This is a genomic window from Nocardioides sp. Z13_37 (genome assembly GCF_058355585.1).
The window spans coordinates 903,680-929,571 of sequence record NZ_JBZGDV010000001.1; the positions used below are offsets into that span (position 1 = coordinate 903,680).

Here is a 25,892-nt window from a genome sequence, read left to right on the forward strand (position 1 = left end):
GCAGTCTGGCCGCGGCGTACACCCCGTAACGCCCGCGGACACACCATAGGCAGAGAGCGGGGCTCTTCGGCGGGGTTCGCCTTGGTCATGCATTCGCGCCGTCAACCTCTAGGGTTCGCGGCGTGACTGAGACGAGCGCGAGGAAGCCGAGGGGTCCGAAGCGGTGGTGCAAGCCGCCGAACGCGTTCGGGAAGGTGGGCAACGAGCGCACCAAGGTCACGGAGAGGGTGTGGCAGCCGCCGTCGGGACGCGATCCGGTGGAGGTGGCGCAGTTCCGGGCCGCGGTGGTGCAGAACGCGATCGCGGTGCACGTGCGGGAGTTCAAGAACGGCATCTTGATGCGACGCACGGGGCTGGCTGCTCTCGATGACCGGTTGAACGCGATGGACTTGTGGGATGCCAGGTTGAACGGCAACGAGAACCTGACGACTCAGGACATCGCGACGTTGTTGACGGTGCTGCCGGATGCGATGCCGGACCCCATGTTCATTGCGCGGTTCCTGGCGGTCGCCGAGGGTGGGCCGCGCCCGAACGTGGACTGGAACTACCCGGACTCGTCGGCCGCGACGGGCTCCTGAGCGGGCGGTTCGCGCCGGTTTGAGCGTGAAACGGGTGTCAACCCGTCTAGTTGAGGCGGGTCCGAGCAGGCGGGGGTTCCGTCCGGGCGGGGCCCATTGCAGGGGGTCTAGTTGGGGCGGGTTCGAGGCTCCACCGTCCCAACTAGGCGTCTAGTTCGGGGAGGTGGATTCCCGAACCATTGAGGCATGGAAACCATTCACTCCGCTGCTTCTGTCCGCCCCTCTACCGGCGCTTTCGTCGGCATCGCGCATCTTATTCGAATCTGTGTTCGACTGATCGCCGTTGTGCGTGGTAGGTAGGACGTCGACATGCACCGCTTTGACCCTGAACACCGGCACAGAACTGGGACCGATTCCCGTCCTGCCGGTCGCGGTGTGCCTGTGCCCTAACACGAGGTCGTCGCGCTCCGGTCTTGATGTCAACCGGAAGTGCCGCACATGCACCTCACAGGCGACCCTGCCCTGCCCTGCCCACCCTCCAGCGACGACTCCGCCCGGCTCTCAGTCCGGCTCTCAGCCTCGGCGCCGCACGGGTCTACTGACCATTGCAACCGCACCTCGTCTGGCCCTGTCCAGCGACCGCTGCCTGTCCCTCCCCCGGACGTTGAGTGGCCCTCTGCCCAGTGGCATGCCCACTACCTCGCCTGCGGCCTCCGCCGCCGCTGCCCTCACCGGTTCGACTTCCCGACTGGTGGCTCGCGATGAGGAACCGTGGCGTTGCCCTGCACCCCGACGCTGACGTCGCCATGCAGATGGCTGTGGCGATGGTCAACGGCTACAAGGGCCACCCGTGCCTGCAGCCGGAGCCGCTGCAGTTCACCCAGCAGGCCATCATCGACTCCCTCGCGATGGCACCGACCCCGGTCGGCGAGTCGTGGATGCGGATCTCGCTCTCAGCCCTCGCGGGTCTGGCTCGCTGGGCGCACAGCACCGGGCAGCCGCTGACCCGTGAGCACCTGCTGTGCGAGGAGACGCGCTACCGCTACATCGAGTGGGCTGGCCCGGCCAAGGGTTGGACGGAGACGTCGAAGAACGTGACGTGGGTTCGCCTCGAACTGATCGGCGACTTCCTCCTCGGGGCCACGCCTCGGGAACTGCGCAAGCCGACCATCACCGAGGAAGCACCCGTCACTCCGCTCAGCGACGCCGACCAGGCTGACCTGTGGGTGTGGGCGAAGACGCTGAGCGTGAAGAAGCGCGTCAAGCGGATGACGGCCTTCCTAGCCCTCGGACTGGGCTGCGGCCTCACCGGTGGTGAACTGACGCGAGTCAAGCGCGACGACGTCGTCATCGACGACGACGGTGCCGTCCACGTCACGGTGACCTCGCCGAAGTCCACGCGAACGGTGACGTGCCTGTCGCACTGGGAGCGTCGCCTGGCCGACATCGTGCTCGCCGTCGAGCCCGGCCACATCCTCACGGCTCCGTGGCGCACCGAGCCCGGACTTCACTCCTCGAACGAGTCGGTGCGTCGGGCGATGGCGAAGAACCCGCCGGTGCTCATGAACTCCACCCGCCTGCGCAACACCTGGCTGTGCTGGCACCTCGTCAACGGCACTCCCCTCAAGGAGTTGATGGAGGCATCGGACATGAAGGAGGCGAACCACCTTCACAACCTCCTGCAGATGCTCCCGCCGACCGAGCCGGAGCGCACCGCACGGCTGCTGCGCGCCAGTCCCTACCGGCCGCCCATGACCATCGCCATCCCCGAGACCGACATGTCGTTGACGGTGTCCTTCGGTGACGAGGAGGACCTGGCGTGAGCGAGAAGTCACCGGGCCACCGGCCTAAGCGTCAGAGCACCACGTCCATCAACAACAGGGAGGCCACCAAGCGGGCCAGCAGCCAGACCGGCGTCCAGAGCAGCGTCAGCACACCCGGCGACGCTCAAGCAGAGGCGACTGTCCCGGCGGGCAAGCCGCGTGGCATCAAGAGCAGCGACTCGACCATCACCGGTCGTGGTCTGCGGCAGAAGTTCGAGACCGGCACGGTCACAGACCTCCTCCAGCGCAGGGAGAAGACGCTCGCCATCCCGATGAACGGGCCGGGCGTAGTCGGCGACGACACCGTGCACGGCATCTTCGACCACCACGACACCAAGTTCGCCGACAAGACCGTGGACAGCGTCTTCGACGCCATCAACAAGGCCGACGTGCTCGACCACATCGAAGCGCGCATCGCTCGACGCAAGAAGAAGTCGGGACGCCCCTCCGCGATCGGCTATCGGGCGCTGCTCGTCGCCATCATGCTGACCGCGATGGATGGCAAGGGGTGCCTGTCCTCCGAGATCGCCCGCACCCTCTACTTCCGCCTCCACCCGACCTCGATGCGACTGCTCGACGTCAAGGCACTCCCCGTCGCGACTAGCGCCGACGAGGCCCGGCGCCAGTTGTGGCGCATCGAGCGAAACGTCCGCTCCGCGCTGCGCCGGTTCCTCATCACCCTCGACCCCCCTATCCACCCCACCGGCAAGGAGATCCCCTGGGTGACGCTGCGCGACAACGACCGCCCGCTCACAGCAGAGGAGATCCTGGACAACCACGACGCCCTCACGCTGGTCTGCAACCGCATCCTGCGCATCCCCTACACGCTCCTGCCCGCGAAGGTCCGCACCAAGTACCGCGGCTCGGCCTGCATCGACGCCACCCCGCTGCGCCTCCACACCAAGGGTCGCGGCGTCGACAACACCCTCGCCTCCACCGACCCCAACGCAGGGTTCTACGTCCGTACCGGCGACCACGCCGACCATGGCAACGGAGTCCGCAAGGCGTTCTACGGCTACGACATCAACCTCATGGTCGCCGCCTGCGACTACCTCGGCGACAACCAGTACCTGCCCGCCCTGCCCCTCGCCATGCACCTCGCACCCGGCGTCGACGCCGCCGGAGCAGCCCGCCGCGTCATGACCGACCTTGCCGCCCACGTCCACCCGCCCAACTACCTCGCAGGGGACGGCCTCTACGCCAACGCCACAGCCGAGACGTTCCACCTCCCCGCACGAGGGCTGGGCTGGAAACTGGTCCTGCCCATCCTTGACGACCACATCGGCGTACAGGGCAGCGCTGACGGCCTCGTCCTCGTCGAGGGCGAGTGGTACTGCCCCAGCATCCCCGCGATCCTGGTGGATGCCACGAAGGACTTCCGAGCCGGAACCATCACCCGCAAGGAGTACCTGCAGCGCATCGCCTCTCGCGAGTCCTACCGTGCCCGCAACAAGGGCATCAACGACTCCGGAACCCAGCGGTGGGGCTGCCCAGCCTCCGGGTCCCACCCGGCCGTCATCTGCGCGCTCAAGCCTCGCTCGGAGGAGAAGAAGATGATCGGTGGACCCGTACTTGGGGTCCGACTCAAGGACCGCATCACCCCGAACCGCGACACGCAGACCAACGGCGTCTGGCCCAAGCCCTGTCGACAGGAGTCCGTCACCATCGACCTGCGCCCCACCAAGCCGTCCGACGCCGACGACGTGCCGCACAAGAAGCAGTCGGGTGCTGACAAGCGCGCCAAGAAGAAGCCGTCGTCCGGCGTCGACCTGGCCAAGTACCTCCAAGACCTCCCCTTCGGCACCGACCAGCACACCGACATCTACAACGCTCTGCGCCAGTCCCAAGAAGGTCTGCACGGCTTCGCCAAGGACGAGGGCAAGGAAGCCCTCGGCTCCTCCGGCAAGCGCCGCACTCGCGGCTACGCAGCCCAGTCCCTGTTCGCTGCCGTCCTCCTCGCAGCCGCAGGCATCCGCAAGGTCCGCGCCTTCCTCAGCCGTGCTGTCGAGGACGCCAACGGCGACCTCTACGTCACCCGATACAAGCGCAAGGACGACCACGCACCCACCCATCTGCCACCCGGCACGAAGGGAACTCGCGGTGACCCCGCCTACGACGAGAACGTCGAGACCGCCCTCGACGAAGGAGCCGCCTGACCAGCAGAGGTCACCACACCAGCACCCCAGCCCCCTGAATCGGCCTACCCCGATTCAGGGGGCTTCGGCGTTTCCGGACCCCGATGACGTCGGCGAGCCCTTCGACCAGTCGCGAAGGGCCGGAACAGATCGCCCCGAGACGCCAAAACACCCCCTCGTGACCCGGGTTCGGGCCCCGAGGGGGTGCTTCTCAGACTTTCGTCTGTTTGGCTGCGGTTTTGATTCCGTAGCCCGTGGCGGTGACGGAGGGATTTGAACCCTCGGTGGACTTGCGCCCACAAACGCTTTCGAGGCGTTCTCCTTAGGCCGCTCGGACACGTCACCGCGCCGAACGTTACCGGAGAGGTCGTGCCAGTCGAAAACCGCGGGTGGTCCATCAACTGCGCCGATGGCGTGGCCAGGGAGCGCGTACGACGGTAACTTCGGCCCACGCCTGTGCCCGCGCCGCGGCGCGTGCGGGAAGGAGGGGCTGTGACTGCCGTCCGACGTGCCCGAGACCTCGCACGAGCCGCGCTGCCGAGGAGTGTGGGGGACCGGCTGCCGGCCGCTCCGCCGCCGGAGGTGACCGAGCTGCTGCACGACAAGCGGTTCCAGCGCGCCGTCGCCGCGCAGGCCGACGAGCAGGGCCGGCCCGAGGAGGAGGTCTGGCAGGAGGTCACGGGCTACCTCCACGAGATGTGCGCCGCCCACGACGACCGGGCGTCGCAGGGCTGGGCGCGGATGGGCGAGTGGTTCCTGCGCGCCTACGACGTCCTCGTCGACGAGGACCAGGTGCAGCAGCTGCGCAAGGTCGACCGGACGCACAGCCTGGCGCTCGCCTTCAGCCACCGCTCCTACCTCGACGGCATGGTCATCCCCAACGTGCTGCGGGCGCGGCGGTTCTCCCCGACCTACACGTTCGGCGGCGCCAACCTCAACCTGCCGGTCATCGGCTCCGTCGCCAGCCGCACCGGCCTCATCTTCATCCGCCGCGCGACCCAGGAGATCCCGGTCTACCGCCTCGCGCTGCGCTCCTACATCCGCCGGCTGGTGACCAACAAGCGCAACCTGGCCTGGTCGATCGAGGGCGGCCGGACGCGCACGGGCAAGCTGCGCCCGCCGGTGCACGGGATCCTGAAGTACCTCACCGACACCGTGCAGGGCCAGGACGAGCACGACGACGCCCCGGACGTGCAGGTCGTGCCGGTCTCCGTCGTCTACGACCAGCTCCACGAGGTTTCGCTGATGACCGAGGAGGCGCGTGGCGCCAGCAAGACGCCGGAGGACTGGCGCTGGCTGGTGCGCTTCGCCCGCCTCCAGCGCAAGCGGCTCGGCCGTGCCTACCTCACCGTCGGCGAGCCCTTCTCGCTCGGCGAGCGGATGGCCGAGCTGGCCGCCGAGGGAGTCACCGGCCACCAGGCCGTCGAGCGGGTCGCGCTGGACATCTCCCACCGCCTCAACCGCGCCACCCCGGTCACCACCACCGCGATCGTCTCCCTCGCGCTCCTCGGCGCCGACCGCGCGCTGACGGTGGACGAGGTGCTCGACACCGTCGAGCCGCTCGCCGCCTACATCGAGGCGCGCCGCTGGCCGGTCGCCGGCGCGGCCGACCTCCGCGACCGCGCGACCATCCGGCGCGCCCTCGCCGAGCTGACCCGCAGCGGCGTGCTGACGGCGTACGACCAGGGCACCGAGCCGGTGTGGAAGATCGGCGACGACCAGCACCTCGTGGCCGCGTTCTACCGCAACACCGTGATCCACGTCCTCGTCGAGCGCGCGATCGGCGAGCTGTCCCTCCTCACCGTCAGCGAGCTCGAGCCCGGCGCGGAGCTGCCGCCGGGAGGGGAGCTCGAGGTGGGCTGGGAGGAGGCGAAGCGGATGCGCGACCTGCTCAAGTTCGAGTTCTTCTTCCCCTCGCGGGGCCGGTTCGAGGAGGAGCTGCGCACCGAGCTGCGGCTGCTGGCCGGCGAGCCCGTCACCGAGATGACGCCGGCGCGGGCGCGCGAGCTGCTCGTGCGCGCCCGGCCCCACCTCGCCCACCTCGTGCTGCGCCCCTTCCTCGACGCCTACCTGGTCGTCGCCGACCGGCTCGCCGACCACGGCGACGGCCCGGTCGACGAGGACGAGCTGCTCGCCGACTCGCTCGCGGTGGGCCGCCAGTGGGCGCTGCAGCGCCGGGTCGCGAGCCAGGAGTCGATCTCGCTCGAGCTCTTCCGCTCCGCGCTGGCGCTCGCCCGCCACAAGGGCCTGCTCGAGGAGGGCGAGGGGGTCGGGTCGGCGCGCGAGGCGTTCGCCGCCGAGCTGCGCGACTCGGTGCGACGGGTCACCATCGTCGGGGAGATGGCCGGCGACACGGTCACGGTCGGGCACCCCGGCCCGGCGCCCGACCCGCAGCCGGCGGCCGAGCCCCGGGAGGAGCGCGTGTGAGCGGGTTGTCGACCGCGGCGCAGGAAGCGATCGAGGCCATCGAGACCGGGCCGCAGGGCCCGTCGGTGGGCGCCTTCTTCGACCTCGACGGCACCCTCGTCGCCGGCTACACCGCTGCCACCTTCTACGGCGACCGGCTCCGCGGCCGCGACGTGTCGCCCGCTGAGTTCCTGCGCACCGTCGTCACGGCCGTCGACGGCGAGCTCGGCGGCGACCCGACCCGCATCGCGCACGTCGCGTTCTCCGCGATGCGAGGCGAGTCCGAGGAGGCCTTCGCCGACCTCGGGGAGCGGCTCTTCCGCGCCAAGATCGCCGGCACCATCCGCCGCGAGTCGCGCGCGCTCGTGGCGGCGCACCAGCGCGCCGGCCACACCGTCGCCGTCGCGTCCGCGGCCACGACCTACCAGGTCGCTCCCGTCGCCCGCGACCTCGGCGTCGAGCACCTCGTCTGCACCCGCCTCGTCGTGGAGGACGGCCAGTTCACCGGCGCCACCGACGGACCCATGCTGTGGGGCCGCCACAAGGCGAGCGGGGTGCGCGCGTTCGCCCGCGAGCACGCGCTCGACCTCGCCGAGTCCTACGCCTACGGCAACGGCTACGAGGACGTCGCGTTCCTCTCCTCGGTGGGTCGCCCCACCGCCCTCAACCCGCACCGCGACCTCCGTGCCGCCGCCGCCCGCCTCGGGTGGCCGGTGCTCGACCTGTCCGACCCGGTGGGCGGCTCGCTCCGCGCGGCCGGGCGCACGGCGCTCGCGCTTGCCGGCATGAACGCCGGGGTCGGCCTGGGACTGGCGTACGGCGTGGCGCGCGGCGACCTGCGTGAGGGTCGCAACACCGCGATCCGGCTCGCCACCCAGCTGCCGATGGCGCTGGCGGGCGTCGGCATGGACGTGCTCCACCGGGAGCGGCTGTGGACCCACCGCCCGGCCATCTTCGTCGCCAACCACCAGAGCGCCCTCGACATCCCGGTCCTGGGCCGGCTGCTGGAGCGCGACTTCACGATCGTCGCCAAGAAGGAGGCGCGCTGGGACCCCCGCGCCGTCGTCGGCTCGGTGGTCGTCGACCCGGCCTGGATCGACCGCTCCGACTCCGCGTCGGCGCGCGCGACGCTCGACGGCGTGGTCGAGCGGATCCGCTCGGGCACCTCGCTGATGATCTTCCCGGAAGGGACGCGGTCGGCGACGCCGGTGCTGGGCCCCTTCCGCAAGGGCGCGTTCCACCTCGCCGCCCAGGCGGGCGTGCCGGTGGTGCCGATCGTGCTCCGCAACACCGGGGAGCTGATGCGGCGCGGGTCGCTGGTGCTCAACCCGGGGGTCGTCGACGTGTGCGTGCTGGAGCCCGAGACCGACTGGAGCGTGGACGACATGAGCGAGCGGATCGCGTCGCTGCACACGAGGTTCGAGGAGACCCTCGCCCGGTGGCCGGCATGAGCACCCCACGACCTTCTTCTCCTCCGCTGCGCTCCCCCGAACAACGCCGCGGGGACCCCGCATGAGCACCCCACGGCCTTCTTCTCCTCCGCTGCGCTCCCCCGAACAACGCCGCGGGGACCCCGCATGAGCACCGCCGCCGACGTCGAGCGCTGGGTCGCGGCCGCGTCGATCGCCACGGGCGGCGAGCTGACGCCGAAGCAGACCCTGCTGTGGCGCGCCGAGCGGCACCCTGTGCAGTCGTCGACGACGACCGTCGTGATCGACCTCGACCGCGCGCCCGACTGGCAGCGCTTCGTCGCCGCCACCGAGTGGGGCACCGAGCTGGTGCGACGACTGCGCCAGCGCGTCGTCGAGCCGGCCGTGCCGACCGCCTCCCCGGTGTGGGCCGACGACCCGACCTTCGACCTCGGCTACCACCTGCGCCGCGAGCGGGTCGCGAGCCGCGAGGAGATGCTCGGCGAGGCCGCGCAGATCGCGCTGCGCCCCTTCGACCGGTCGCGACCCCTGTGGGAGGGCGTCCTCTTCGACGGCATGCCGAGCGGGGCGGCGTACGTCCTCAAGATCCACCACGCGCTCGCCGACCCGCTCGGGACCGTGCAGCTGCTCTCGATGCTCCAGTCCGACCGCCGCGCGCACACCCCGCGCAAGCCGCACGGCGAGGAGCAGGCGGCACCGGCGGGTGCCGACCCGGTCGACCTGGCCGTCACCGGCCTGCGCGACGAGGTCGCGGCGCTTCCCCACCTCGCCCTCGCGGCGGCCCGCCGCACCGCACTGGCGGCGGTGCGACCACAGGCGACCGTCGCCTCGACCCTGCGCTACGGCGCCTCGGTGCGCCGGCTGCTCACCCAGGCCGCTCCGCCCTCGCCGGAGCTCTCGCCGCGCACCGGGCGGCGCTGGAGGTTCCTCACCTTCCAGGCCCCGCTGGAGCCGCTGCGCTCCGTGGCCCGGCTCGGCGGGGGGACGCTCGACGACGCCGCCGTGGCGCTGGTCCTCGGCGGGCTGCGGCGCTACCACGCCCGTCGCGGCAGCACGGTCGCCGAGATCCCGGTGGGCGTCCGCGTCTCGCTGGCGCGCGCCAACGACCTCGGCAACCGCTTCGCCACCGCGTCGGTCACCGGTCCGCTCGCCGTCGAGGACCCGGTCGACCGGGTCGCAGCGGTGCGCGGGGAGGTGCTGTCGCTGCACACCGAGCGGGCCCTCGAGGTGCTCGACGCCGCCGCGCCGCTGGTCAACCGGATGCCGGCCGTCGTGGGGGCGTCCGCGCTGCGTGCCGCCGCGGTCCCCGACGCGTTCGTCCTCTCGCTGCCCGGGCCGCCGCGCCGGCGCTTCATGGCCGGGGCCGAGGTGCAGGGGATGTACGTCCTGGGGCCGCTGCCCGGCGCGGCGCTGACGGTGTGCCTGGTGACCTGCGCCGACACGGCGTGCATCGGCGTCAACGTCGACGCGAGCGCGGTGGCCGACCTCGCTGCCCTGGAGGAGTGCCTGGCCGAGGGCGTCGAGGAGATGGTCTCGGCTGGTCAGCCGGTCGGGCCGATGTAGCAGAGCATGCGCTGGTCGGCGCCCTCCTCGACGTTGACGAACCCGTGCCGCTCGTAGAAGCGGCGGGTGTCGACGTCGACCTCGTCCACGTTGATGTGCATCTCCGGTGAGCCCAGCTCGCGGCACAGGTCGCGGGCCAGCTGGAGGATCCGGGTGCCGATGCCGCCCGAGCGGAGCGCGGGCACGACGTAGAGCTCCTCGAGCTGCGCGACCGGGCCGTCGAACCAGATCGCCGGGCGCAGCGTGACCAGGGCGAACCCCGTCGCGAGGTCGGAGGTGTCCTCGGCGAGCACGGCGAGCACGCCGTCGAGGTCCAGCAGGCGGGCGAAGCGACGGGTGAGCACGTCGGCGGCGTCGGTCTCGGTGTCGAACTCGGTGTTGAAGTCCCACAGCAGGCGGCCGAGCACCTCGGCATCCTCGACGGTTGCGCGGCGCACGACACTCATGCCGGGAGCGTACGTCGCCGGGCCGGCGGCGAGCGGGGTCCGGCCGGGTCAGCCGGCGGGCGGGGCGACCGTGCGGTGGCGGGCGAAGAAGTCGTCGAGCAGGGCGATCGACTCCGCCGCCAGCACCCCCGCGACGACCTCGGGACGGTGGTTGAGGCGGCGGTCGCGCACCACGTCCCACAGCGAGCCCACGGCGCCCAGCTTGTCGTCGTAGGCGCCGAAGACGAGGCGGTCGACGCGGGCGAGCACCACCGCTCCGGCGCACATCGTGCAGGGCTCGAGCGTGACGACCAGCGTGCACCCCGTCAGCCGCCACTCGCCCCGGGCGGCCGCCGCGGCGCGCAGGGCCACCACCTCGGCGTGACCGGTGGGGTCGCCCTCCGCCTCGCGGGTGTTGTGGCCGGTGGCGATGACGGCCCCGGACTCGTCGAGGACCACCGCGCCCACCGGCACGTCGTCGGCGGACAGGGCGGCCTGCGCCTCGGCGAGGGCCAGGCGCATGGCGTCGTCCCAGGTGCCGACCCGGGTGGGGCGCAGCGTCATGCGGAGGTGAGGCCCACGGCGTCGTCGAAGAGCTCGCCGAAGCCGAGTCGGCGGGCGATGTCGGAGAGCATCTCGTCGGGGTAGAGCTCCACGTCGTCGAGGAGCGCGCCGAGGTCGATGGCGTGCAGGCCGAGGTCGCCGAGCAGGTCGAGGTCGCCGGCCGGCACCTCGATGTCGTCGTCCGCGGGCGGGGGCAGGCCGAGGTAGTCGATCGCCGACTGGGCGAGCTCCCACTCGTCGGCGGCGGTCACGTCGGAGAGCAGCACGCGCGTGCGCGCGCCGTCGACGCGCACCAGCACGAAGAAGTCCTCGTCGACCGCCACCATCCCGACGGCGCCCTCGTCGCCGGAGACCTGACGCAGCGCGTGACCGAGGGAGTCGATGGTGTCGAACGCGGGCGCGGCGATCTCCTGCACCTGCCACGCGCCGTCCTCGCGGAACGCGACGAGCGCGAAGTCGACCTCGCCGGGCTCGGACATCCCCACACCTCCTGACCAGTGTCGCCCTCAAATGTCGCAGAAAGCACGGGGGCCGCCAACCCTCGCCGGCGTCTCGGTCGCCGGGCTCGTGCCCCACTAGGGTGACCCCATGCGCCTGCACGTGGTGAACCACCCCCTCGTCTCCCACAAGCTGACCGTCCTCCGCGACGAGCGGACCGACTCCCCGACGTTCCGTCGGCTGACCGACGAGCTGGTGACGCTGCTGGCCTACGAGGCGACGCGGGAGGTGCGCGTCGACCCGCGACCGATCACCACGCCGGTCGGCCCCACGACGGGGGTCTACCTCGCGCAGCCCAAGCCGATGGTCGTGCCGATCCTGCGGGCGGGGCTGGGCATGCTCGACGGCATGATGCGGCTGCTGCCGACGGCGGAGGTGGGCTTCCTCGGCATGGTGCGCAACGAGGAGACCCTCGAGGCCTCGACCTACGCCGAGCGGCTGCCCGAGGACCTGTCCGGGCGCCAGTGCTACGTGCTCGACCCGATGCTCGCCACCGGCGGCACGCTCGCGGCGGCGGTCCGGTTCCTCACCGACCGCGGGGCCGACGACATCACCGCGATCTGCCTGCTCGCCGCTCCGGAGGGCGTCGAGAAGCTCGAGAAGGGCCTCGCCGGCCTCGATGTCCCGGTCACCATCGTGACCGCGGCGCTCGACGAGATGCTCAACGACAAGGGCTACATCGTCCCGGGCCTCGGCGACGCCGGCGACCGGCTCTACGGCGTTGCCCACTGACCCTCCCCGCGTGAGTCGGGCGCCTGACCCGTCGTAGGGCGGGTCGGGCCCGCCGCCACGCGCGTACGCCCTCACGGGATCGTGGAAGATCTGCGTCACCTGGTGGCTCGGATCCTCCACGATCCGGTCGGAGTCCCCGCTCAGGCGGGGACTCCGACACGACGCGAGCCCCGACGCCCACGCGCGTACGCCCCACGGAGCCCGACCCACCGCCCCGCACGTCGTGGCGGAGGAAGCGGCAGCCGGCGACGCGAGTGTGGTCCACGCCACAGCGCACGGAGGTGACCCACCCCACAGGTTCGGTACCTTGTGCCCGGTTCGACCGTCCCGCCACAGGAGGCAGTAGTGCGCATCGGCATCCCACGTGAGTCCCGACCGGGGGAGACCCTGGTCGCTGCGACCGCGAAGACGGCGTCGCAGCTCGCGGCGCTCGGCTACGACGTGGTGGTCGAGGCGGGCGCCGGCGCGGCGGCCGACCAGCCCGACAGCGCGTTCGCCGATGCCGGCATCGCGGTCGGGACCGGCGAGGACGTGTGGTCGAGCGACGTGGTGGTGAAGGTCGACGCGCCCACCGCCGACGAGGTCGCCCGGCTGCGTGCGGGGTCGACGATCGTCAGCCTGATGGCGCCCGCGCGGAGCCCCGAGCTGGTCGAGCGCCTGGCCGCCCAGGGCGTGACCGCGCTCGCGATGGACGCCGTGCCGCGCATCTCCCGCGCGCAGTCGATGGACGTGCTGTCCTCGATGGCCAACGTCGCGGGCTACCGCGCGGTGATCGAGGCGGCCCACGAGTTCGGCCGGCTCTTCACCGGCCAGGTCACCGCCGCCGGCAAGGTGCCGCCCGCGCGGGTGTTCGTCGTCGGCGCCGGGGTGGCCGGCCTGGCCGCGATCGGCGCGGCGGGCTCGCTGGGCGCGGTCGTGCGCGCGTTCGACGTGCGCCCCGAGGTCGCCGAGCAGGTCGAGTCGATGGGTGCGCAGTTCGTCACGGTCGACATGGAGCAGGAGGTCTCCTCCGACGGCTACGCCAAGGAGATGACCGCCGAGCAGGAGGCCGCGACCGCAGCGATGTACGACGAGGAGGCGCGCGCCGCCGACATCGTCATCACCACCGCGCTGATCCCCGGCCGGCCGGCGCCGCAGCTGATCACCGCCGAGACGGTCGCCGCGATGCGGCCCGGGTCGGTCGTCGTCGACATGGCCGCGGCCAACGGCGGCAACGTCGCCGCCACGGTCAAGGACGAGCGGGTGGTGACCGCCAACGGCGTCACCGTCCTGGGCTACACCGACCTCGCCGGCCGGCTGGCCGCGCAGACCAGCCAGCTCTACGGCACCAACGTGGTCAACCTGCTGAAGCTCCTCACACCCGGCAAGGATGGCGTGCTCACCCTCGACATGGACGACGTCGTCCAGCGCGGCATCACGGTGACGCGCTCCACCGGCGACGGCGCAGAGGTGATGTGGCCGCCGCCGCCCGTGCAGGTCTCGGCGGCCCCCGCGCCAGCCGCCCCCGCGGCCGTCGAGAAGGAGCCGCCCCCGCCGCCCGACCCGCGCCGCAGGCTGTACGCCGCCGGGCTGGCCGCCGTGGTGTTCCTCGCGCTCGCGACCGCCGCGCCGGCGAGCTTCCTGCCGAGCCTGACGGTCTTCGTGCTCGCCGTCGTGATCGGCTTCTACGTCATCGGCAACGTGCACCACGCGCTCCACACCCCGCTGATGAGCGTCACCAACGCCATCAGCGGGATCATCGTCGTCGGCGCGATCCTGCAGGCCCCGATCGACAACCTCGCGGTCCAGCTCATCGCCGGGGTGGCCATCCTGCTCGCCAGCATCAACGTCTTCGGTGGCTTCCTGGTCACCCGGCGGATGCTCAACATGTTCCAGAAGGGCTGAGACCGGCATGGACTCGCACCTGGTCTCCTTCGTCACGGGCGCCTACATCGTGGCGGCCCTGCTGTTCATCCTCGCCCTCGCCGGGCTGAGCAAGCACGAGACGGCGCGGCGCGGCAACGCGTTCGGCATGGCCGGGATGGCCCTCGCGCTGGTCGCGAGCCTCCTGCTCGTGCTCGACCGACTCGGCGCCGACTACGTCGACCAGGGCCCGGTCGTGGTCGGGCTGGTCATCATCCTCGTCGCCGGCACGGTGGGCGCGCTCATCGGGATCCGGCTCGCGCGGCGGGTCGAGATGACCGGCATGCCCGAGCTGATCGCGATGATGCACAGCTTCGTCGGCCTCGCCGCGGTGCTGGTCGGCTACAACACCTTCATCGAGGTCGCGTCCCTGCACGGCGAGCTGGGGCTGGAGTCCGACGCGGTGCACAACGCCGAGGTCTTCCTGGGCGTGTTCATCGGCGCGGTGACCTTCACCGGCTCCATCGTGGCCAACCTCAAGCTCGGCGCCCGGATGAAGTCGTCGCCGCTGGTGCTGCCCGCGCGCCACCTTCTCAACCTCGCCGTCCTGCTGGTGTCCGCCGCGCTGATGGTGTGGTTCATGCTCGCCGACGGCTGGGTCGGGATGGTGCCGCTCACGCTCATGACCGTCCTCGCGCTGGCGCTGGGCTTCCACCTCGTCGCCGCCATCGGCGGCGGCGACATGCCGGTCGTGGTGTCGATGCTCAACAGCTACTCGGGCTGGGCCGCGGCCGCGGCGGGCTTCATGCTCGGCAACGACCTGCTGATCATCACCGGAGCGCTCGTCGGCTCGTCCGGCGCGATCCTCAGCTACATCATGTGCAAGGCGATGAACCGCTCCTTCGTCAGCGTCATCGCCGGCGGGTTCGGGTCCGACGGGGCCACCGTCGCCGGCGACCGCGACTACGGCGAGCACCGCGAGATCCAGGCCGGCGAGGTCGCCGACCTGCTCGCCGGGGCCTCGTCGGTGGTCATCACCCCCGGCTACGGCATGGCCGTCGCCCAGGCGCAGTACCCCGTGGCCGAGCTGACGCGGAAGCTGCGGGACAAGGGCGTCGACGTCCGCTTCGGCATCCACCCCGTCGCAGGCCGCCTGCCCGGGCACATGAACGTCCTGCTCGCCGAGGCGAAGGTGCCCTACGACATCGTGCTCGAGATGGACGAGATCAACGACGACTTCGCCGACACCGACGTCGTGCTGGTCATCGGCGCCAACGACACCGTCAACCCCGCCGCGCTCGAGGAGCCCGGCTCGCCGATCGCGGGCATGCCCGTGCTCGAGGTGTGGAACGCCCGCGACGTGATCGTGTTCAAGCGCTCGATGGCCACCGGCTACGCCGGCGTACAGAACCCGCTCTTCTTCAAGGACAACACCCAGATGCTCTTCGGCGACGCCAAGGACAAGGTCAACGAGATCGTCGCCGCCCTCGGCTGAGGCGGCGCCCGTGTCGGTTCATCAAGGTATGCAGATCAACCCGCACTTCCCTGCGTCAATTCACCGTGGGAAGTGCCGGTTCGCCTACATACCTTGATGAACCAGCGGCGGGCGCTCGACCGGGGGACTGACCTCGCCCCGGCTACCCGACCTGCACGCCGGCGAGCGTGCCGATCAGGTAGGTCACGCCCATCGCGAGCAGTCCACCGCCCACGTTGCGCACCACGGCGGGGCCGCGCGGGCTGTAGCCGAGCCGCGCGCTGACGAAGCCGGTGAGCGCGAGCGCCGCGGCCACGCTGAGCACCGTGACCAGGATCCGCTGCCCCGCGGGGACGAGCGCCACGATCAGCAGCGGCAGCAGCGCGCCCACGGTGAAGGAGAGCATCGAGGCCCAGGCGGCGTGCCAGGGATTGGTCAGGTTGTCCGGGTCGATGCCGAACTCGATCTCGGCGTGCGCGCGCAGGGCGTCGTGCTCGGTGAGCTCGCGGGCGACCTGCTCCGCGGTCTCGGCCGACAGGCCCTTCTCGACGTACATCTGGGCGAGCTCGCGCTCCTCGGTCTGCGGCATCTGCTGCAGCTCGCGCGCCTCCAGGTGGAGCAGGGCCCGCTCGGAGTCGCGCTGCGTGCTGACCGAGACGTACTCCCCGGCGCCCATGCTCAGCGCGCCTGCGGTCAGGGCGGCGATGCCCGCGATCACGATGGCCCCGTTGTCGTCGGTCGCGCCGGCCACACCCATCACCACACCCGCGGTGGACACGATGCCGTCGTTGGCGCCGAGCACCGCGGCCCGCAGCCAGTTGAGGCGCTCGCCGACGTCCCCGCCCATCTCGGCGTGGAAGTGCTTCGGGTCGTCGTCGGTACCGATCTGCGGGCTCACCCTTCGATCGTCGCCCCGCCTGCGGCCGGACGCAACGAAGGTGAGCCTTGGCTGCGCGCCCCCCGTCAGCCGAGGGGGAACGTCGCGACCACCTCGTGGCGCGGACGGCGACGCGGGCCCTCGCCGAGGTGCGAGGCCACCAGGGCGACCTCGGTGACCTGCCAGCGCGGGCCCTCGTAGGTGTCGAGGAGCCGGACCCACGAGGTGACGTTGGCCGGCCTGCCGAGCCGGGCGAGCGTGAGGTGCGGACGGAACCGCTGGCCGTCGACGCGGGCTCCCGCCCGCGACGTCGCGGCCCGGCAGGCCGCGGCGAGCCGGTCGAGCCCGGCGTCGTCGTCGACCTCGAGGCCGGCGTGCAGCACCCGGGCGGAGTCGGGGTGCGGGAAGGCGCCGCCGCCGGCGACGCGCATCCCGAAGGACGCCCGGCGCCCGGCGGCCGCGGCCAGCAGCTCCTCGAGCTGGTCGAGCGAGCGCTCGGGCACCGACTCCGCGAACGCCAGGGTCACGTGCCACTGCTCCGGCGCGGACCAGCGGAAGTCCGCCGCCTCCCGGCGCACGGCCAGGAACTCGTCGAGGTGCTCGACGACCCCGGCTGGGGGCAGGAGGGCGACGAAGGCCCGCATCACAGGCCCAGGTCGCGCCCGATCAGCATCTTCATGATCTCGTTGGACCCGGCCCAGATCTTCGTCACGCGCGCGTCGCGCCAGGCGCGGGCGACGCGGTACTCGTTCATGTAGCCGTAGCCGCCGTGCACCTGCACGCAGTGGTCGAGCACGTCGTTCTGCACCTGCGAGGTCCACCACTTCGCCTTGGCGGCGTCGACGGGGGTGAGCTCCTTCTTGGTGTGCGCGAGCACGCACTGGTCGACGAACGCCTGCGAGACGTCGACGCGGGTGACCAGGTCGGCCAGCAGGAACTGGGTGTTCTGGAAGGCGCCGATCGGCTGGCCGAACGCCTGGCGGTCCTTGGCGTACTGGATCGTCTCCTCGAGGATCTGCCGGGCGTGGGCCAGGTTGGTGATGGCCGAGCCGAGGCGCTCCTGCGGCAGGAACTGCATCATCGAGATGAAGCCGGTGTCGAGCGGGCCGACGAGGTCGTCGTTGCTGACCCGCACGTCCTCGAACGACAGCTCGGCCGTGTCGGACTCGTCCTGGCCGACCTTGTCGAGCACCCGGCCGACGCTGAAGCCGTCGAGCGTGGTGTCGACGGCGAAGAGCGAGATGCCCTTGGCCTTCTTCTCCGGGCTGGTGCGTGCGGCGACCAGGACGAGGTCGGCGGAGCCGCCGTTGGTGATGAAGGTCTTGGACCCGTTGATGATCCAGTCGTCGCCGTCGCGCACGGCCGTGGTCTTGAGGTTGGCCAGGTCGGAGCCGCCGCCGGGCTCGGTCATCCCGATGGCCGTGACCAGCTCGCCGGTCGCGCAGCGCGGCAGCCAGCGGGCCTTCTGCTCGTCGTTCGTCAGGTGCACCAGGTAGGGCACGGTGATGTCGGCGTGGATGCCGAGGCAGCTCGGAAGGGTCATGTTGACCTTGGCGAGCTCCTCGGTGAGGACCGCGTTGAAGCGGTAGTCGCCGGCCTCGGCGCCGCCGAAGGCCTCCGGGATCTCGAGGCCGAGGAAGCCCTGCTTGCCGGCCGCGAGCCAGAAGTCGCGGTCCAGGCCGTGGTTGCCGGCGTAGCTCTCGAGGTGCGGGACGACCTCTCGGTCCAGGAACTGCTTGACCGAGGCGCGGAAGGCCTCGTGGTCCTCGTCGTAGATCTCACGCTTCATGCCGCTATGTTACCCGCGGGTCACCACGCGGCGCGATCATGGTCAAGAGCCGTCGCCAGCCGCCGATCGAGGGTAACGTCGCGCCATCGGCTCGTCTCGGTGGCAGGAGCAGCGGTGGGCGACGACGCGGGGTGGGTTCGCCCACGGGGGAAGGCGTGGGGCAACGAGGCCCAGCGCGCGGTCCTGCACGCCGTCGCGGAGGACATGGCACGCCGCACGCAGCACAAGGTGGTGGCCATCGAGGCGCTGCGCTCGGACGGCTTCTTGGAGTTCGTGGCCATCGCGGGCGACGACGCGGCTCGCGACAAGATGATCGGCCAGGCGTCCCCGCTCGCGCTCGACCACATCCACGCGCTCGGCGAGGACCTCGCGGGCTGGCGCCACATCCCGGGCGAGCGGCTCGACGACGACACCCGCGCGTGGCTCGACGAGTACGGCCACAAGCCCGCGACCGTCGCGTCCGGCCTGCCCGACGGCTGGGACCCCGACGACCAGATGCTCCGCCTGCTGGAGAACGAGGACGGCGACCTGCGCGCGATCGTCTACCTCGACGAGCCGCACTCGGGGCTGCGGCCGACGGCGAAGACCGCGGAGGCGATCAACGCCGAGGTCGGCGCGATGTTCGAGGCGGTGATCAGCATCGTGGAGCGCGAGCTCTACGGCGAGCAGCTCCGCATGGTCACCCAGGCACGCCGGGCGATCGGGAGCGTACGCCCCGGCCTGGGCGTGCAGGAGCTCGTCGGCGAGCTGTCGCGGGCGATGACCGAGGCGATGGACGTGGCCTCGGTCGACGTGGTCTCGACGGTCACGGTGGTCGAGGGGCTCGAGGCCGCACGCGCCGAGGTGGCCGAGCTGATGCGCCACCAGTGGCGCCGCCGCGGGCACGTCGTCGTCGAGCCGCAGCGCACCTGGAGCATGCAGGAGGAGTCGATCGAGACGCCGCACGCGCTGATGCTCCTGCTCGACAGCCGCGGCTTCGGGTCCGGACTGCTCGTGCCGATCGGGGCGGGGGAGGAGTACCTCGGCACCCTGGCGATGGGCCGCGCCCCCGACGCGCCGCGCTGGAACGCCTCCGAGATCAATGCCGCGACCACCGTGGCCGGCGACGTGGCCAGGCTCCTGCTCGAGGCGCGGCTGATGGAGCGCGAGCGGGCGCTCAACGCCCAGCTGCGCGAGGTCAACGACTACCGGCGCGACATGGTGCTGACCCTCGCCCACGAGCTCCGCAACCCGGTCAGCGTGCTCTACACCCACCTCGAGCTGCTCGACCAGGACCCCGCGCCCGGAGACGTGCGCGACTCCCTCGGCGCGCTCGGCCGCTCGGCGCGGCGCATCGAGGACATGGTCGCCGACCTGATGACCCTGGCCTCGGTGAGCGACCCCGACAACGGGCCGGCGGCCGGGGAGGTCGACCTGTCGGCGCTGGTCCGCGAGACCTGCGACGACCTGGCGTCGACCGCCGCCGCGGCCGGCGTGGAGATGGAGGCCTCGGTGGCCGACGGCCTGAGCCTGACCGGCGAGGCCGCTGGCCTGCAGCGGCTGGTCGCCAACCTGGTGGGCAACGCGGTCAAGTACACGCCGGCCGGCGGGCGGGTCCGCCTGGTGGCCTCGGCGCAGGCGGTCGACGGAGTGGCCGGGGTGCGGGTGACCTGCACCGACACCGGCATCGGCATCGCCGCCGACGAGCTCGACAAGGTGTTCCAGCCGTTCTTCCGCTCCGGCAGCGCCGAGGCGCGGCGGCGTCCGGGCACCGGGCTGGGTCTGGCCATCATCGAGCGCGTGGTGACCGCCCACAAGGGCACACTGGAGGTCACCTCGACGCTGGGGGAGGGCACCACGTTCGCCGCGTGGATCCCGGCCGGACGGCGGCGCACGCCCGCCTGACGGCGACGCCGACGGTCGAGGTCATGCGCCGGCAGGCGCCCGAGGGGTGATAACCGGCCGGGGCGCTGGGCCGGCCCCCTACCATCCTTGGTGCGGGTGGGGAGGGGCGACGACGCCATGGAGCAGGCACGGACCGAGGAGCGCAGGACGCGCGACCTCAGCTGGGGCGACGCGCGCGCCCGTGCGCTCATGCGCGAGCTGGCCCGCGACGCGGCCAAGCGCGCCGGCTTCCGCGTCTGTGCCATCGAGGTCGTGCGGCCCAAGGGCCTGCTCGAGTTCGTCGCGATCTTCGGCGACGAGCGCAACGAGGAGGAGCGGCTCGGCACCGCGTCCCGCCTCGCCGACATGCAGCTCGTCTTCGCGGAGGGCCGGCGCCTGGGTCACTTCGTGTGGATCCCGGGCGACGAGCTCTCCGAGGAGGTCCGCGAGAGCCTCGACGGCGTCGTCGTCGTGCCCGACATCCCGGTGACCGACTGCCCCGAGGCGTGGCACCCCCTCGACATGCTCGTCGCGGAGATCACCGACGAGCGTGGCGACCTGCGCGCGCTGCTCTACCTCGACGTCCCGACCGACCTCCGCCGACCCGGCGAGGAGCGCGTCCTCGAGCTGAGCGACGACCTCGACGTGGTGCTGCGCTCGATCCTCGCGGCCGTGGAGCGCGAGGAGTACGCCGACCACATGAGGGTCATCCGCGCCACCCGGCGCCTGGCCCGGTCCAACACGGCGCGCCACGACGTCAACCACCTCCTGCGCGAGGCCCGCTCGACGCTGCTCGGCGCGCTGTCGGTCGACGAGCTCGAGATCCGCGTCCTCTTCCACGACGACAGCGACGGCCCGGACAGCCTGGGCCTGGGCATGGCCCCCGAGGTGCGGAGCGCCCTCGACGCCGCCGCCGCCCGCGCGTGGGCCGCCCAGCGGGTGATCATCATCGAGCCCGGCCAGGTCTGGGGCGACGTCGGGCTCGCGTCCTACGCCGACCGGTTCACCGAGGCCCTGCGCCGGGCCGGGTTCGAGGCGGTGGTCGTGGCGCCCGTGGGCGTCGACGACGAGCTGCTCGGCATGCTCATGTGCGCGCGGCGCACCGGCTCGCGACGCTGGACCGACAGCGAGGGCCTCGCGGCGCTGGAGCTCGGCCACGACCTGGGCCGCGCCATCGCCAACGCCCGCGCGACCCAGCGGGAGCGCCGCTTGCTCGAGGAGCTGCGCGGGGCCGAGGAGGCCCGGCACCGGTTCCTGCGCGAGCTGACCCACGAGATCAACAACCCGATGACCGTCATCGCCGCCAACGCCGAGTTCCTGCTCGAGAGCGAGACCGTCGAGGAGCAGGACCGCAAGCGCGCGCAGGCCATCCTGCGGGGCAGCGAGCGGCTCAGCCACCTGCTCGACGGGCTGGCGACGCTGACGCGGGTCAGCGACCCGCAGCACCGGCCGCAGATGCAGCACGTCGACCTCGTCGCCGTGGTCGAGGAGACGGTCGCGGCGATGACCGCCGTGGCCGAGCGGTCGGGCGTCACCCTCCACCTCGTCGGCGACCTCAGCGAGGCCGTCGTGCTGGGCGACCCGCTCGAGATCGCCGGCGCGGTGTCCAACCTGGTCGACAACGCGGTGAAGTACTCCGACGCCGGCGACGAGGTGTGGCTGGGCATCGAGCGCCGCGCCGACGGCGGGCTGTCGTTCTCCTGCAAGGACGAGGGCATCGGGATCTCCGAGGCCGATCAGGCCAACCTGTTCGCGCCGCTGTTCCGCTCGACCAACGAGGACGCGCTGATGCGCCCGGGCACCGGCCTCGGGCTCGGCATCGTGCGGGAGATCATGCAACGCCACGGCGGGCGCATCGAGATCGAGTCGGTGCTCGGTCGTGGCACCCGCGTCCGTCTGCACTTCCGGCCCCTGGTGCACGACCGGGCCCGGCGCTCCTGAGCCGGCTCAGCCCAGCAGCTCGTCGACCCACGCGGGCACCAGCACGGTGGCCGGGCCCTGCCGGGACTCGTCGAAGTCGGAGGCGCCGGCGCTCGGCTCGAGGTTGAGCTCGAGGGTCCGGCCGCGGGCCCAGTGGACGAACGCCGCGGCCGGGTAGACGACGCCGGACGTGCCGATCGAGACGAAGAGGTCGCAGCCCTCGAGGGCCTCCTCGACCAGGTCCATGCCGTAGGGCACCTCGCCGAACCACACGATGTCGGGACGCAGGTCGCGAGCGCCGCAGCCCGGGCACGGCGGGCCGTCGGCCAGTGTGCCGTGCCACTCGTACCGCTCGTCGCAGGCGGTGCACCACGCGGCCTGCAGCCGGCCGTGGATGTGGTGCACCCGTCGTGAGCCGGCTCGCTCGTGGAGGTCGTCGACGTTCTGGGTGACGAGGAGCAGGTCGTCGCCGAGCGCGTCCTCGAGGCGGGCCAGCGCGTGGTGCGCGGCGTTGGGCTCGACGCCGGCCAGGGCCGCCCGCCGCGCGTCGTAGAAGCGTTGCACGAGGCCCGGGTCGTCGGCGTAGGCCTCCGGTGTGGCCACCTGCATCGGGTCGTGGCCCTCCCACAGCCCGCCCGTGTCACGGAACGTGGTCAGGCCGCTCTCGGCCGAGATGCCCGCCCCGGTCAGCACGACGATCCTCATGGCCCCAGTCCTACCAGCCGGTCACCCGTAGGGGTGCGGCCCGGGTGGAGGTGAGGTGCCTACTCCGGTAGAACACTCCGGCATGGCTGACCTGGGAGGGACCTCGGACGCCGTCGCGTTCGTCGGCGAGTGGGACGGCCCGGTCGTGGCGACCGCCGTGCACGCGGGGCACGACCTGCGCCCCGAGATCGCCGAGGCGATGGTGCTCGACGAGGCGGAGCGCTTCCGCGAGGAGGACCCGTTCACCGACCGGCTGGCCGCGGTGGTGCCCGATCGGGTCGTGACCCGGCGTTCGCGCTTCGAGGCCGACCTCAACCGGCCGCGCCGCGAGGCGATCTACCGCAAGCCCGACGACTGCTGGGGGCTCGAGGTGTGGCGCGACGGCGTGTTGTCCGACGAGCTCTACGAGGGCAGCCTGGCGACCTACGACGCCTTCTACGACGCCCTCGCGCCACGGCTCGACGCGCTCGCCGAGCACGGTCCGTTCGTGCTGCTCGACGTGCACTCCTACAACCACCGCCGCGACGGCGCCGACCGGCCGCCGGCCCCCGCCGAGGACAACCCGGAGGTCAACGTCGGCACCGGCAGCCTCGACCACGAGCTGTTCGGGCCGCTGGTCGAGCGATTCACCGCAGACCTCCGCGACGCGTCCGTGGGCTGCGGGCCGCTCGACGCCCGCGAGAACGTCGTCTTCGAGGGCCGCGGCCTCGCGTGGTGGGTGCACGACCGCTACCCGCGGGTGGGCTGCGTGCTGGCCATCGAGTTCAAGAAGACCTTCATGGACGAGTGGAGCGGTGAGCTGGACGCCGAGCGGTTCCGTCGCGCCCAGGAGGGCCTCGCCGCAGCCGTGCCGGGCCTCCACGACGAGCTCGAGCGCCTGCGGTGAGCGACGGTGAGCCAGCCCGGCCGGGTGCTGGGCTGAGCGCCGCCGACCTCGCCGTCGACCACCGTCTCTCGCTGCTGGCCCAGAGCTTCCGCTTCCTGCTCGACATCACGCCCGTCGACGCCGACGACCTGCGCGACGACTTCCTCGAGGGCCGGGTGCTCGACCCGCCGTTCACCTACCGCGAGCTCGAGACCGACCCGGCGGTCGTGCGCGCCGAGCTCGACGACATCGATCCCGGTGCGGTCGACGACCCGGTGCTCGGCCAGCTGCTGCGCGCCAAGCACCGCGAGATGGAGCTCCAGGTCGACATGCTCCAGGCGCGCGGCACCGACGACTTCCTCTCGCTGAGCGTGGAGCTCTACGGCGGGGTGTCGCCGTCGCTGCGCGCCCAGGCCGAGGCGCTGCTGGCGGGCATCACGCGCACCGAGCCCAGCGGCGCGGCCCTGCACGCCGAGGAGTTCCTCGAGCTCGCGGAGGCCGAGATCGCCCGCTACCGCGACGAGGACCCCGACCTGGGCATGCACGCCGAGATCCGCTCGGACGTCAACGGCGTGATGGTCTCGGGCGACGTGCTCCTCATCGGCCCGGAGACGCGGGTGCAGCGCGCCCGCGCCCAGGCGCTGCTGCACCACGAGGTGGGGACCCACCTGGTGACCCAGGCCAACGGGAGCCACCAGCCGATCAAGGTGCTCGGCGTCGGGCTCGCCGGCTACGACGAGACGCAGGAGGGGCTCGCGGTCCTGGCCGAGATCGCCTGCGGCGGGCTGACGGCGTTCCGGCTGCGCCAGCTGGCCAGCCGCGTCGTGACGGTGCACCGGATGATCGCCGGCGCGACGTTCGCCGAGGCCCACGAGGCGCTCGTCGCCGACGACTTCCCGAGCGGCAGCGCGTGGACCACGGTCATGCGCGTCTACCGCTCGGGCGGGATGACCAAGGACGCGATCTACCTGCGGGGGCTCGTCGAGCTGCTCGACCACCTCGGCTCCGGCGGCTCGCTCGACCAGCTCTGGCTCGGGAAGTTCTCGCTGCGCGACCTGCCCCTGATCGGGGACCTCGAGTCCCGCGGGCTGCTGCGCCCGCCCCGGGTGCTGCCGCGCTACCTGCACGACCCGGCCGCGCACGACAACCTGGCCCGCGCCGCCGGCACCGACGACCTCAGCACACTCCTGGAGGGACCCGCATGAAGATCGGATTCGTCGTCAACGACATCGAGACGGAGAAGGCGGAGTACACCACCAACCGACTCGCCATGGCCGCGAACGAGATGGGGCACGAGGCCTGGTACATGGGCATCGGCGACTTCGCCTACGAGCCCGACGGGTCGCTGAGCACCAAGGCCCGCGCCGGTCAGGCCAAGACCTACCGATCCCTCGAGCGGCACCTCGCCGACGTGAAGAAGCCCGACGTCGAGCAGCTCATCGGCCTCGACGAGTTCGACGTGGTGATGCTGCGCAACGACCCGGCCGACGACGCCGAGACCGACCCCTGGCGCAACAACGCGGGCGTCGCCTTCGGCCAGCTCATCGCCTCCAGCGGGGTGCTCGTCGTCAACGACCCCACCAGCCTGGCCAACGCGCTGTCCAAGGCCTACTTCCAGCACTTCCCCGAGATCGTGCGCCCACGCACGCTCATCTCGCGCGACGAGGACATGATCGAGGAGTTCATCACCGACCTCGGCGGCAAGGCGGTGCTCAAGCCGCTGCAGGGCTCGGGCGGCGCGGGGGTGTTCCTCGTCGACCGCAAGGAGGCGCCCAACCTCACGCAGATCATCGAGGCCATCTCCCGCGACGGCTACGTCGTGGCCCAGGAGTACCTCCCCGAGGCGGCCAAGGGCGATGTGCGGATGTTCGTGATGAACGGCAGCCCGCTGGTCGTCGACGGCGAGTACGCCGCGTTCCGGCGCACGCCCTCCACCAAGGACATCCGCTCCAACATGTCCGCCGGTGGCAAGGCCGAGAAGGTCAAGGTCACCGACGACATGCTCGCGATGGTCGAGGTGGTGCGGCCCAAGCTCGTCGCCGACGGGATGTTCCTCGTCGGCCTCGACATCGTGGGCGACAAGCTGATGGAGATCAACGTCTTCAGCCCCGGCGGCCTCGGCAGCGCGCACGCGCTCTACGAGGTCAACTTCGCCCCCGCGATCATCGGCGAGCTCGAGCGCAAGGTGAACATCCGCCGGCACTACCCGGAGATCGACAACCACACCCTCGCGACCAGCTGAGCCGAGCTGCGGGCGGGTGGGACGCCTCAGTAGTACCAGGGGAAGCATCTGGCCCCCCGTCGGCCGTCGTCGGCGAGTGTTGGCCGTGGACGAAAAGTGGGGCCGACCTGCACAAACTCAGAGCCAAACGTCGACGGCACCGTTGGCAATGCGCGAGCGTTACCGACGCTCTTGCGGACAGTTTGCGGACCCCCCGCGCTCGGTCCGTACCACCGACCGCG

21 protein-coding genes and 1 tRNA gene are annotated in these 25,892 nt (G+C 71.8%); 14 read left to right on the forward strand and 8 right to left on the reverse strand.

Going from position 1 to position 25,892, the window contains the following annotated elements:
* Positions 1-122: 122 nt before the first annotated feature.
* From AC4H2S_RS04195 to AC4H2S_RS04205, 3 genes are all read left to right on the forward strand, one after another.
* Positions 123-578, forward strand: a complete 456-nt coding sequence (locus AC4H2S_RS04195) for a hypothetical protein (protein ID WP_491495697.1) — start codon at positions 123-125, stop codon at positions 576-578.
* A gap of 746 nt (positions 579-1,324) precedes the next feature.
* A complete protein-coding gene (locus AC4H2S_RS04200; protein WP_491495698.1) occupies positions 1,325-2,341 on the forward strand; it encodes a hypothetical protein in 1,017 nt (338 codons plus the stop codon).
* Positions 2,338-4,497, forward strand: a complete 2,160-nt coding sequence (locus AC4H2S_RS04205; RefSeq protein WP_491495699.1) for a hypothetical protein — start codon at positions 2,338-2,340, stop codon at positions 4,495-4,497. The genes AC4H2S_RS04200 and AC4H2S_RS04205 overlap by 4 nt, the downstream gene beginning before the upstream one ends.
* Positions 4,498-4,731: 234 nt before the next feature.
* Here AC4H2S_RS04205 and AC4H2S_RS04210 read toward each other — a convergent pair.
* Positions 4,732-4,821 (reverse strand) — tRNA-Ser (locus AC4H2S_RS04210).
* 147 nt (positions 4,822-4,968) lie between these two features.
* Between AC4H2S_RS04210 and AC4H2S_RS04215 the strand changes: the two genes are divergently transcribed.
* The 3 genes from AC4H2S_RS04215 (at position 4,969) to AC4H2S_RS04225 (ending at position 9,875) form a co-directional block, all read left to right on the forward strand.
* Positions 4,969-6,903: a lysophospholipid acyltransferase gene (locus AC4H2S_RS04215; RefSeq protein WP_491495700.1), complete on the forward strand. Its 1,935-nt coding sequence runs from the start codon at positions 4,969-4,971 to the stop codon at positions 6,901-6,903.
* Positions 6,900-8,333, forward strand: a complete 1,434-nt coding sequence (locus AC4H2S_RS04220) for an HAD-IB family hydrolase (RefSeq protein ID WP_491495701.1) — start codon at positions 6,900-6,902, stop codon at positions 8,331-8,333. Before AC4H2S_RS04215 ends, AC4H2S_RS04220 begins: the two co-directional genes overlap by 4 nt.
* Positions 8,334-8,459: 126 nt before the next feature.
* Positions 8,460-9,875, forward strand: a complete 1,416-nt coding sequence (locus tag AC4H2S_RS04225) for a wax ester/triacylglycerol synthase domain-containing protein (RefSeq protein WP_491495702.1) — start codon at positions 8,460-8,462, stop codon at positions 9,873-9,875.
* On the opposite strand, the gene AC4H2S_RS04230 is transcribed toward AC4H2S_RS04225, so the two are convergent.
* Genes AC4H2S_RS04230 through AC4H2S_RS04240 form a run of 3 tightly spaced genes read right to left on the reverse strand, consistent with a single transcriptional unit; the run spans position 9,854 to position 11,343 of the window.
* Entirely contained in the window at positions 9,854-10,321 is a 468-nt protein-coding gene (locus tag AC4H2S_RS04230) for a GNAT family N-acetyltransferase (RefSeq protein ID WP_491495703.1), read from the reverse strand. The two genes, AC4H2S_RS04225 and AC4H2S_RS04230, sit on opposite strands and share 22 nt — an antisense overlap.
* Before the next feature lie 48 nt (positions 10,322-10,369).
* Positions 10,370-10,822 carry a nucleoside deaminase gene (locus AC4H2S_RS04235; RefSeq protein WP_491495849.1) on the reverse strand — a complete coding sequence of 151 codons (453 nt, stop codon included), beginning with the start codon at positions 10,820-10,822 and terminating at the stop codon, positions 10,370-10,372.
* A gap of 38 nt (positions 10,823-10,860) precedes the next feature.
* A complete protein-coding gene (locus tag AC4H2S_RS04240) occupies positions 10,861-11,343 on the reverse strand; it encodes a tRNA adenosine deaminase-associated protein (protein WP_491495704.1) in 483 nt (160 codons plus the stop codon).
* Positions 11,344-11,452: 109 nt separating this feature from the next.
* On the opposite strand from AC4H2S_RS04240, the gene upp reads away from it, so the two are divergent.
* The 3 genes from upp to pntB all read left to right on the forward strand — a co-directional run bounded on the left by upp (position 11,453) and on the right by pntB (position 15,431).
* Complete coding sequence (gene upp, locus AC4H2S_RS04245) at positions 11,453-12,094, forward strand: uracil phosphoribosyltransferase (RefSeq protein WP_491495705.1); 642 nt, start codon at positions 11,453-11,455, stop codon at positions 12,092-12,094.
* Positions 12,095-12,439: 345 nt separating this feature from the next.
* Complete coding sequence (locus AC4H2S_RS04250; RefSeq protein ID WP_491495706.1) at positions 12,440-13,978, forward strand: Re/Si-specific NAD(P)(+) transhydrogenase subunit alpha; 1,539 nt, start codon at positions 12,440-12,442, stop codon at positions 13,976-13,978.
* Between the two features lie 7 nt (positions 13,979-13,985).
* Positions 13,986-15,431 carry a Re/Si-specific NAD(P)(+) transhydrogenase subunit beta gene (gene pntB / locus AC4H2S_RS04255; protein ID WP_491495707.1) on the forward strand — a complete coding sequence of 482 codons (1,446 nt, stop codon included), beginning with the start codon at positions 13,986-13,988 and terminating at the stop codon, positions 15,429-15,431.
* A 142-nt stretch (positions 15,432-15,573) separates the two neighbouring features.
* Here pntB and AC4H2S_RS04260 read toward each other — a convergent pair whose 3' ends face one another.
* The 3 genes from AC4H2S_RS04260 to AC4H2S_RS04270 all read right to left on the reverse strand — a co-directional run bounded on the left by AC4H2S_RS04260 (position 15,574) and on the right by AC4H2S_RS04270 (position 18,076).
* Positions 15,574-16,257, reverse strand: a complete 684-nt coding sequence (locus AC4H2S_RS04260) for a VIT1/CCC1 transporter family protein (protein ID WP_491495850.1) — start codon at positions 16,255-16,257, stop codon at positions 15,574-15,576.
* 116 nt (positions 16,258-16,373) lie between these two features.
* The gene (gene thpR / locus AC4H2S_RS04265) at positions 16,374-16,931 is read right to left on the reverse strand and encodes an RNA 2',3'-cyclic phosphodiesterase (protein ID WP_491495708.1); all 558 of its coding nucleotides are present in this window, start codon (positions 16,929-16,931) and stop codon (positions 16,374-16,376) included.
* Positions 16,931-18,076, reverse strand: coding sequence for an acyl-CoA dehydrogenase family protein (locus AC4H2S_RS04270; protein ID WP_491495709.1), 1,146 nt, complete (start codon positions 18,074-18,076; stop codon positions 16,931-16,933). Before AC4H2S_RS04270 ends, thpR begins: the two co-directional genes overlap by 1 nt.
* Positions 18,077-18,175: 99 nt before the next feature.
* On the opposite strand from AC4H2S_RS04270, the gene AC4H2S_RS04275 reads away from it, so the two are divergent.
* Entirely contained in the window at positions 18,176-19,960 is a 1,785-nt protein-coding gene (locus AC4H2S_RS04275; RefSeq protein WP_491495710.1) for a sensor histidine kinase, read from the forward strand.
* Positions 19,961-20,077: 117 nt separating this feature from the next.
* Positions 20,078-21,880, forward strand: coding sequence for a sensor histidine kinase (locus AC4H2S_RS04280; RefSeq protein WP_491495711.1), 1,803 nt, complete (start codon positions 20,078-20,080; stop codon positions 21,878-21,880).
* A 6-nt stretch (positions 21,881-21,886) separates the two neighbouring features.
* Here AC4H2S_RS04280 and AC4H2S_RS04285 read toward each other — a convergent pair whose 3' ends face one another.
* Positions 21,887-22,564 (reverse strand): NAD-dependent deacylase, encoded by a 678-nt coding sequence (locus AC4H2S_RS04285; RefSeq protein ID WP_491495712.1) that lies wholly within the window; start codon positions 22,562-22,564, stop codon positions 21,887-21,889.
* A gap of 82 nt (positions 22,565-22,646) precedes the next feature.
* Here AC4H2S_RS04285 and AC4H2S_RS04290 point away from each other — a divergent pair, with 82 nt between their 5' ends.
* From AC4H2S_RS04290 to AC4H2S_RS04300, 3 genes are read left to right on the forward strand one after another with little or no spacing between them, the layout of a single operon-like run.
* Positions 22,647-23,450: an N-formylglutamate amidohydrolase gene (locus AC4H2S_RS04290; RefSeq protein ID WP_491495713.1), complete on the forward strand. Its 804-nt coding sequence runs from the start codon at positions 22,647-22,649 to the stop codon at positions 23,448-23,450.
* The gene (locus AC4H2S_RS04295; RefSeq protein WP_491495714.1) at positions 23,447-24,634 is read left to right on the forward strand and encodes a peptidase MATCAP family protein; all 1,188 of its coding nucleotides are present in this window, start codon (positions 23,447-23,449) and stop codon (positions 24,632-24,634) included. The genes AC4H2S_RS04290 and AC4H2S_RS04295 overlap by 4 nt, the downstream gene beginning before the upstream one ends.
* Positions 24,631-25,671: a glutathione synthetase gene (locus tag AC4H2S_RS04300; RefSeq protein ID WP_491495715.1), complete on the forward strand. Its 1,041-nt coding sequence runs from the start codon at positions 24,631-24,633 to the stop codon at positions 25,669-25,671. The genes AC4H2S_RS04295 and AC4H2S_RS04300 overlap by 4 nt, the downstream gene beginning before the upstream one ends.
* Positions 25,672-25,892: the final 221 nt, after the last annotated feature.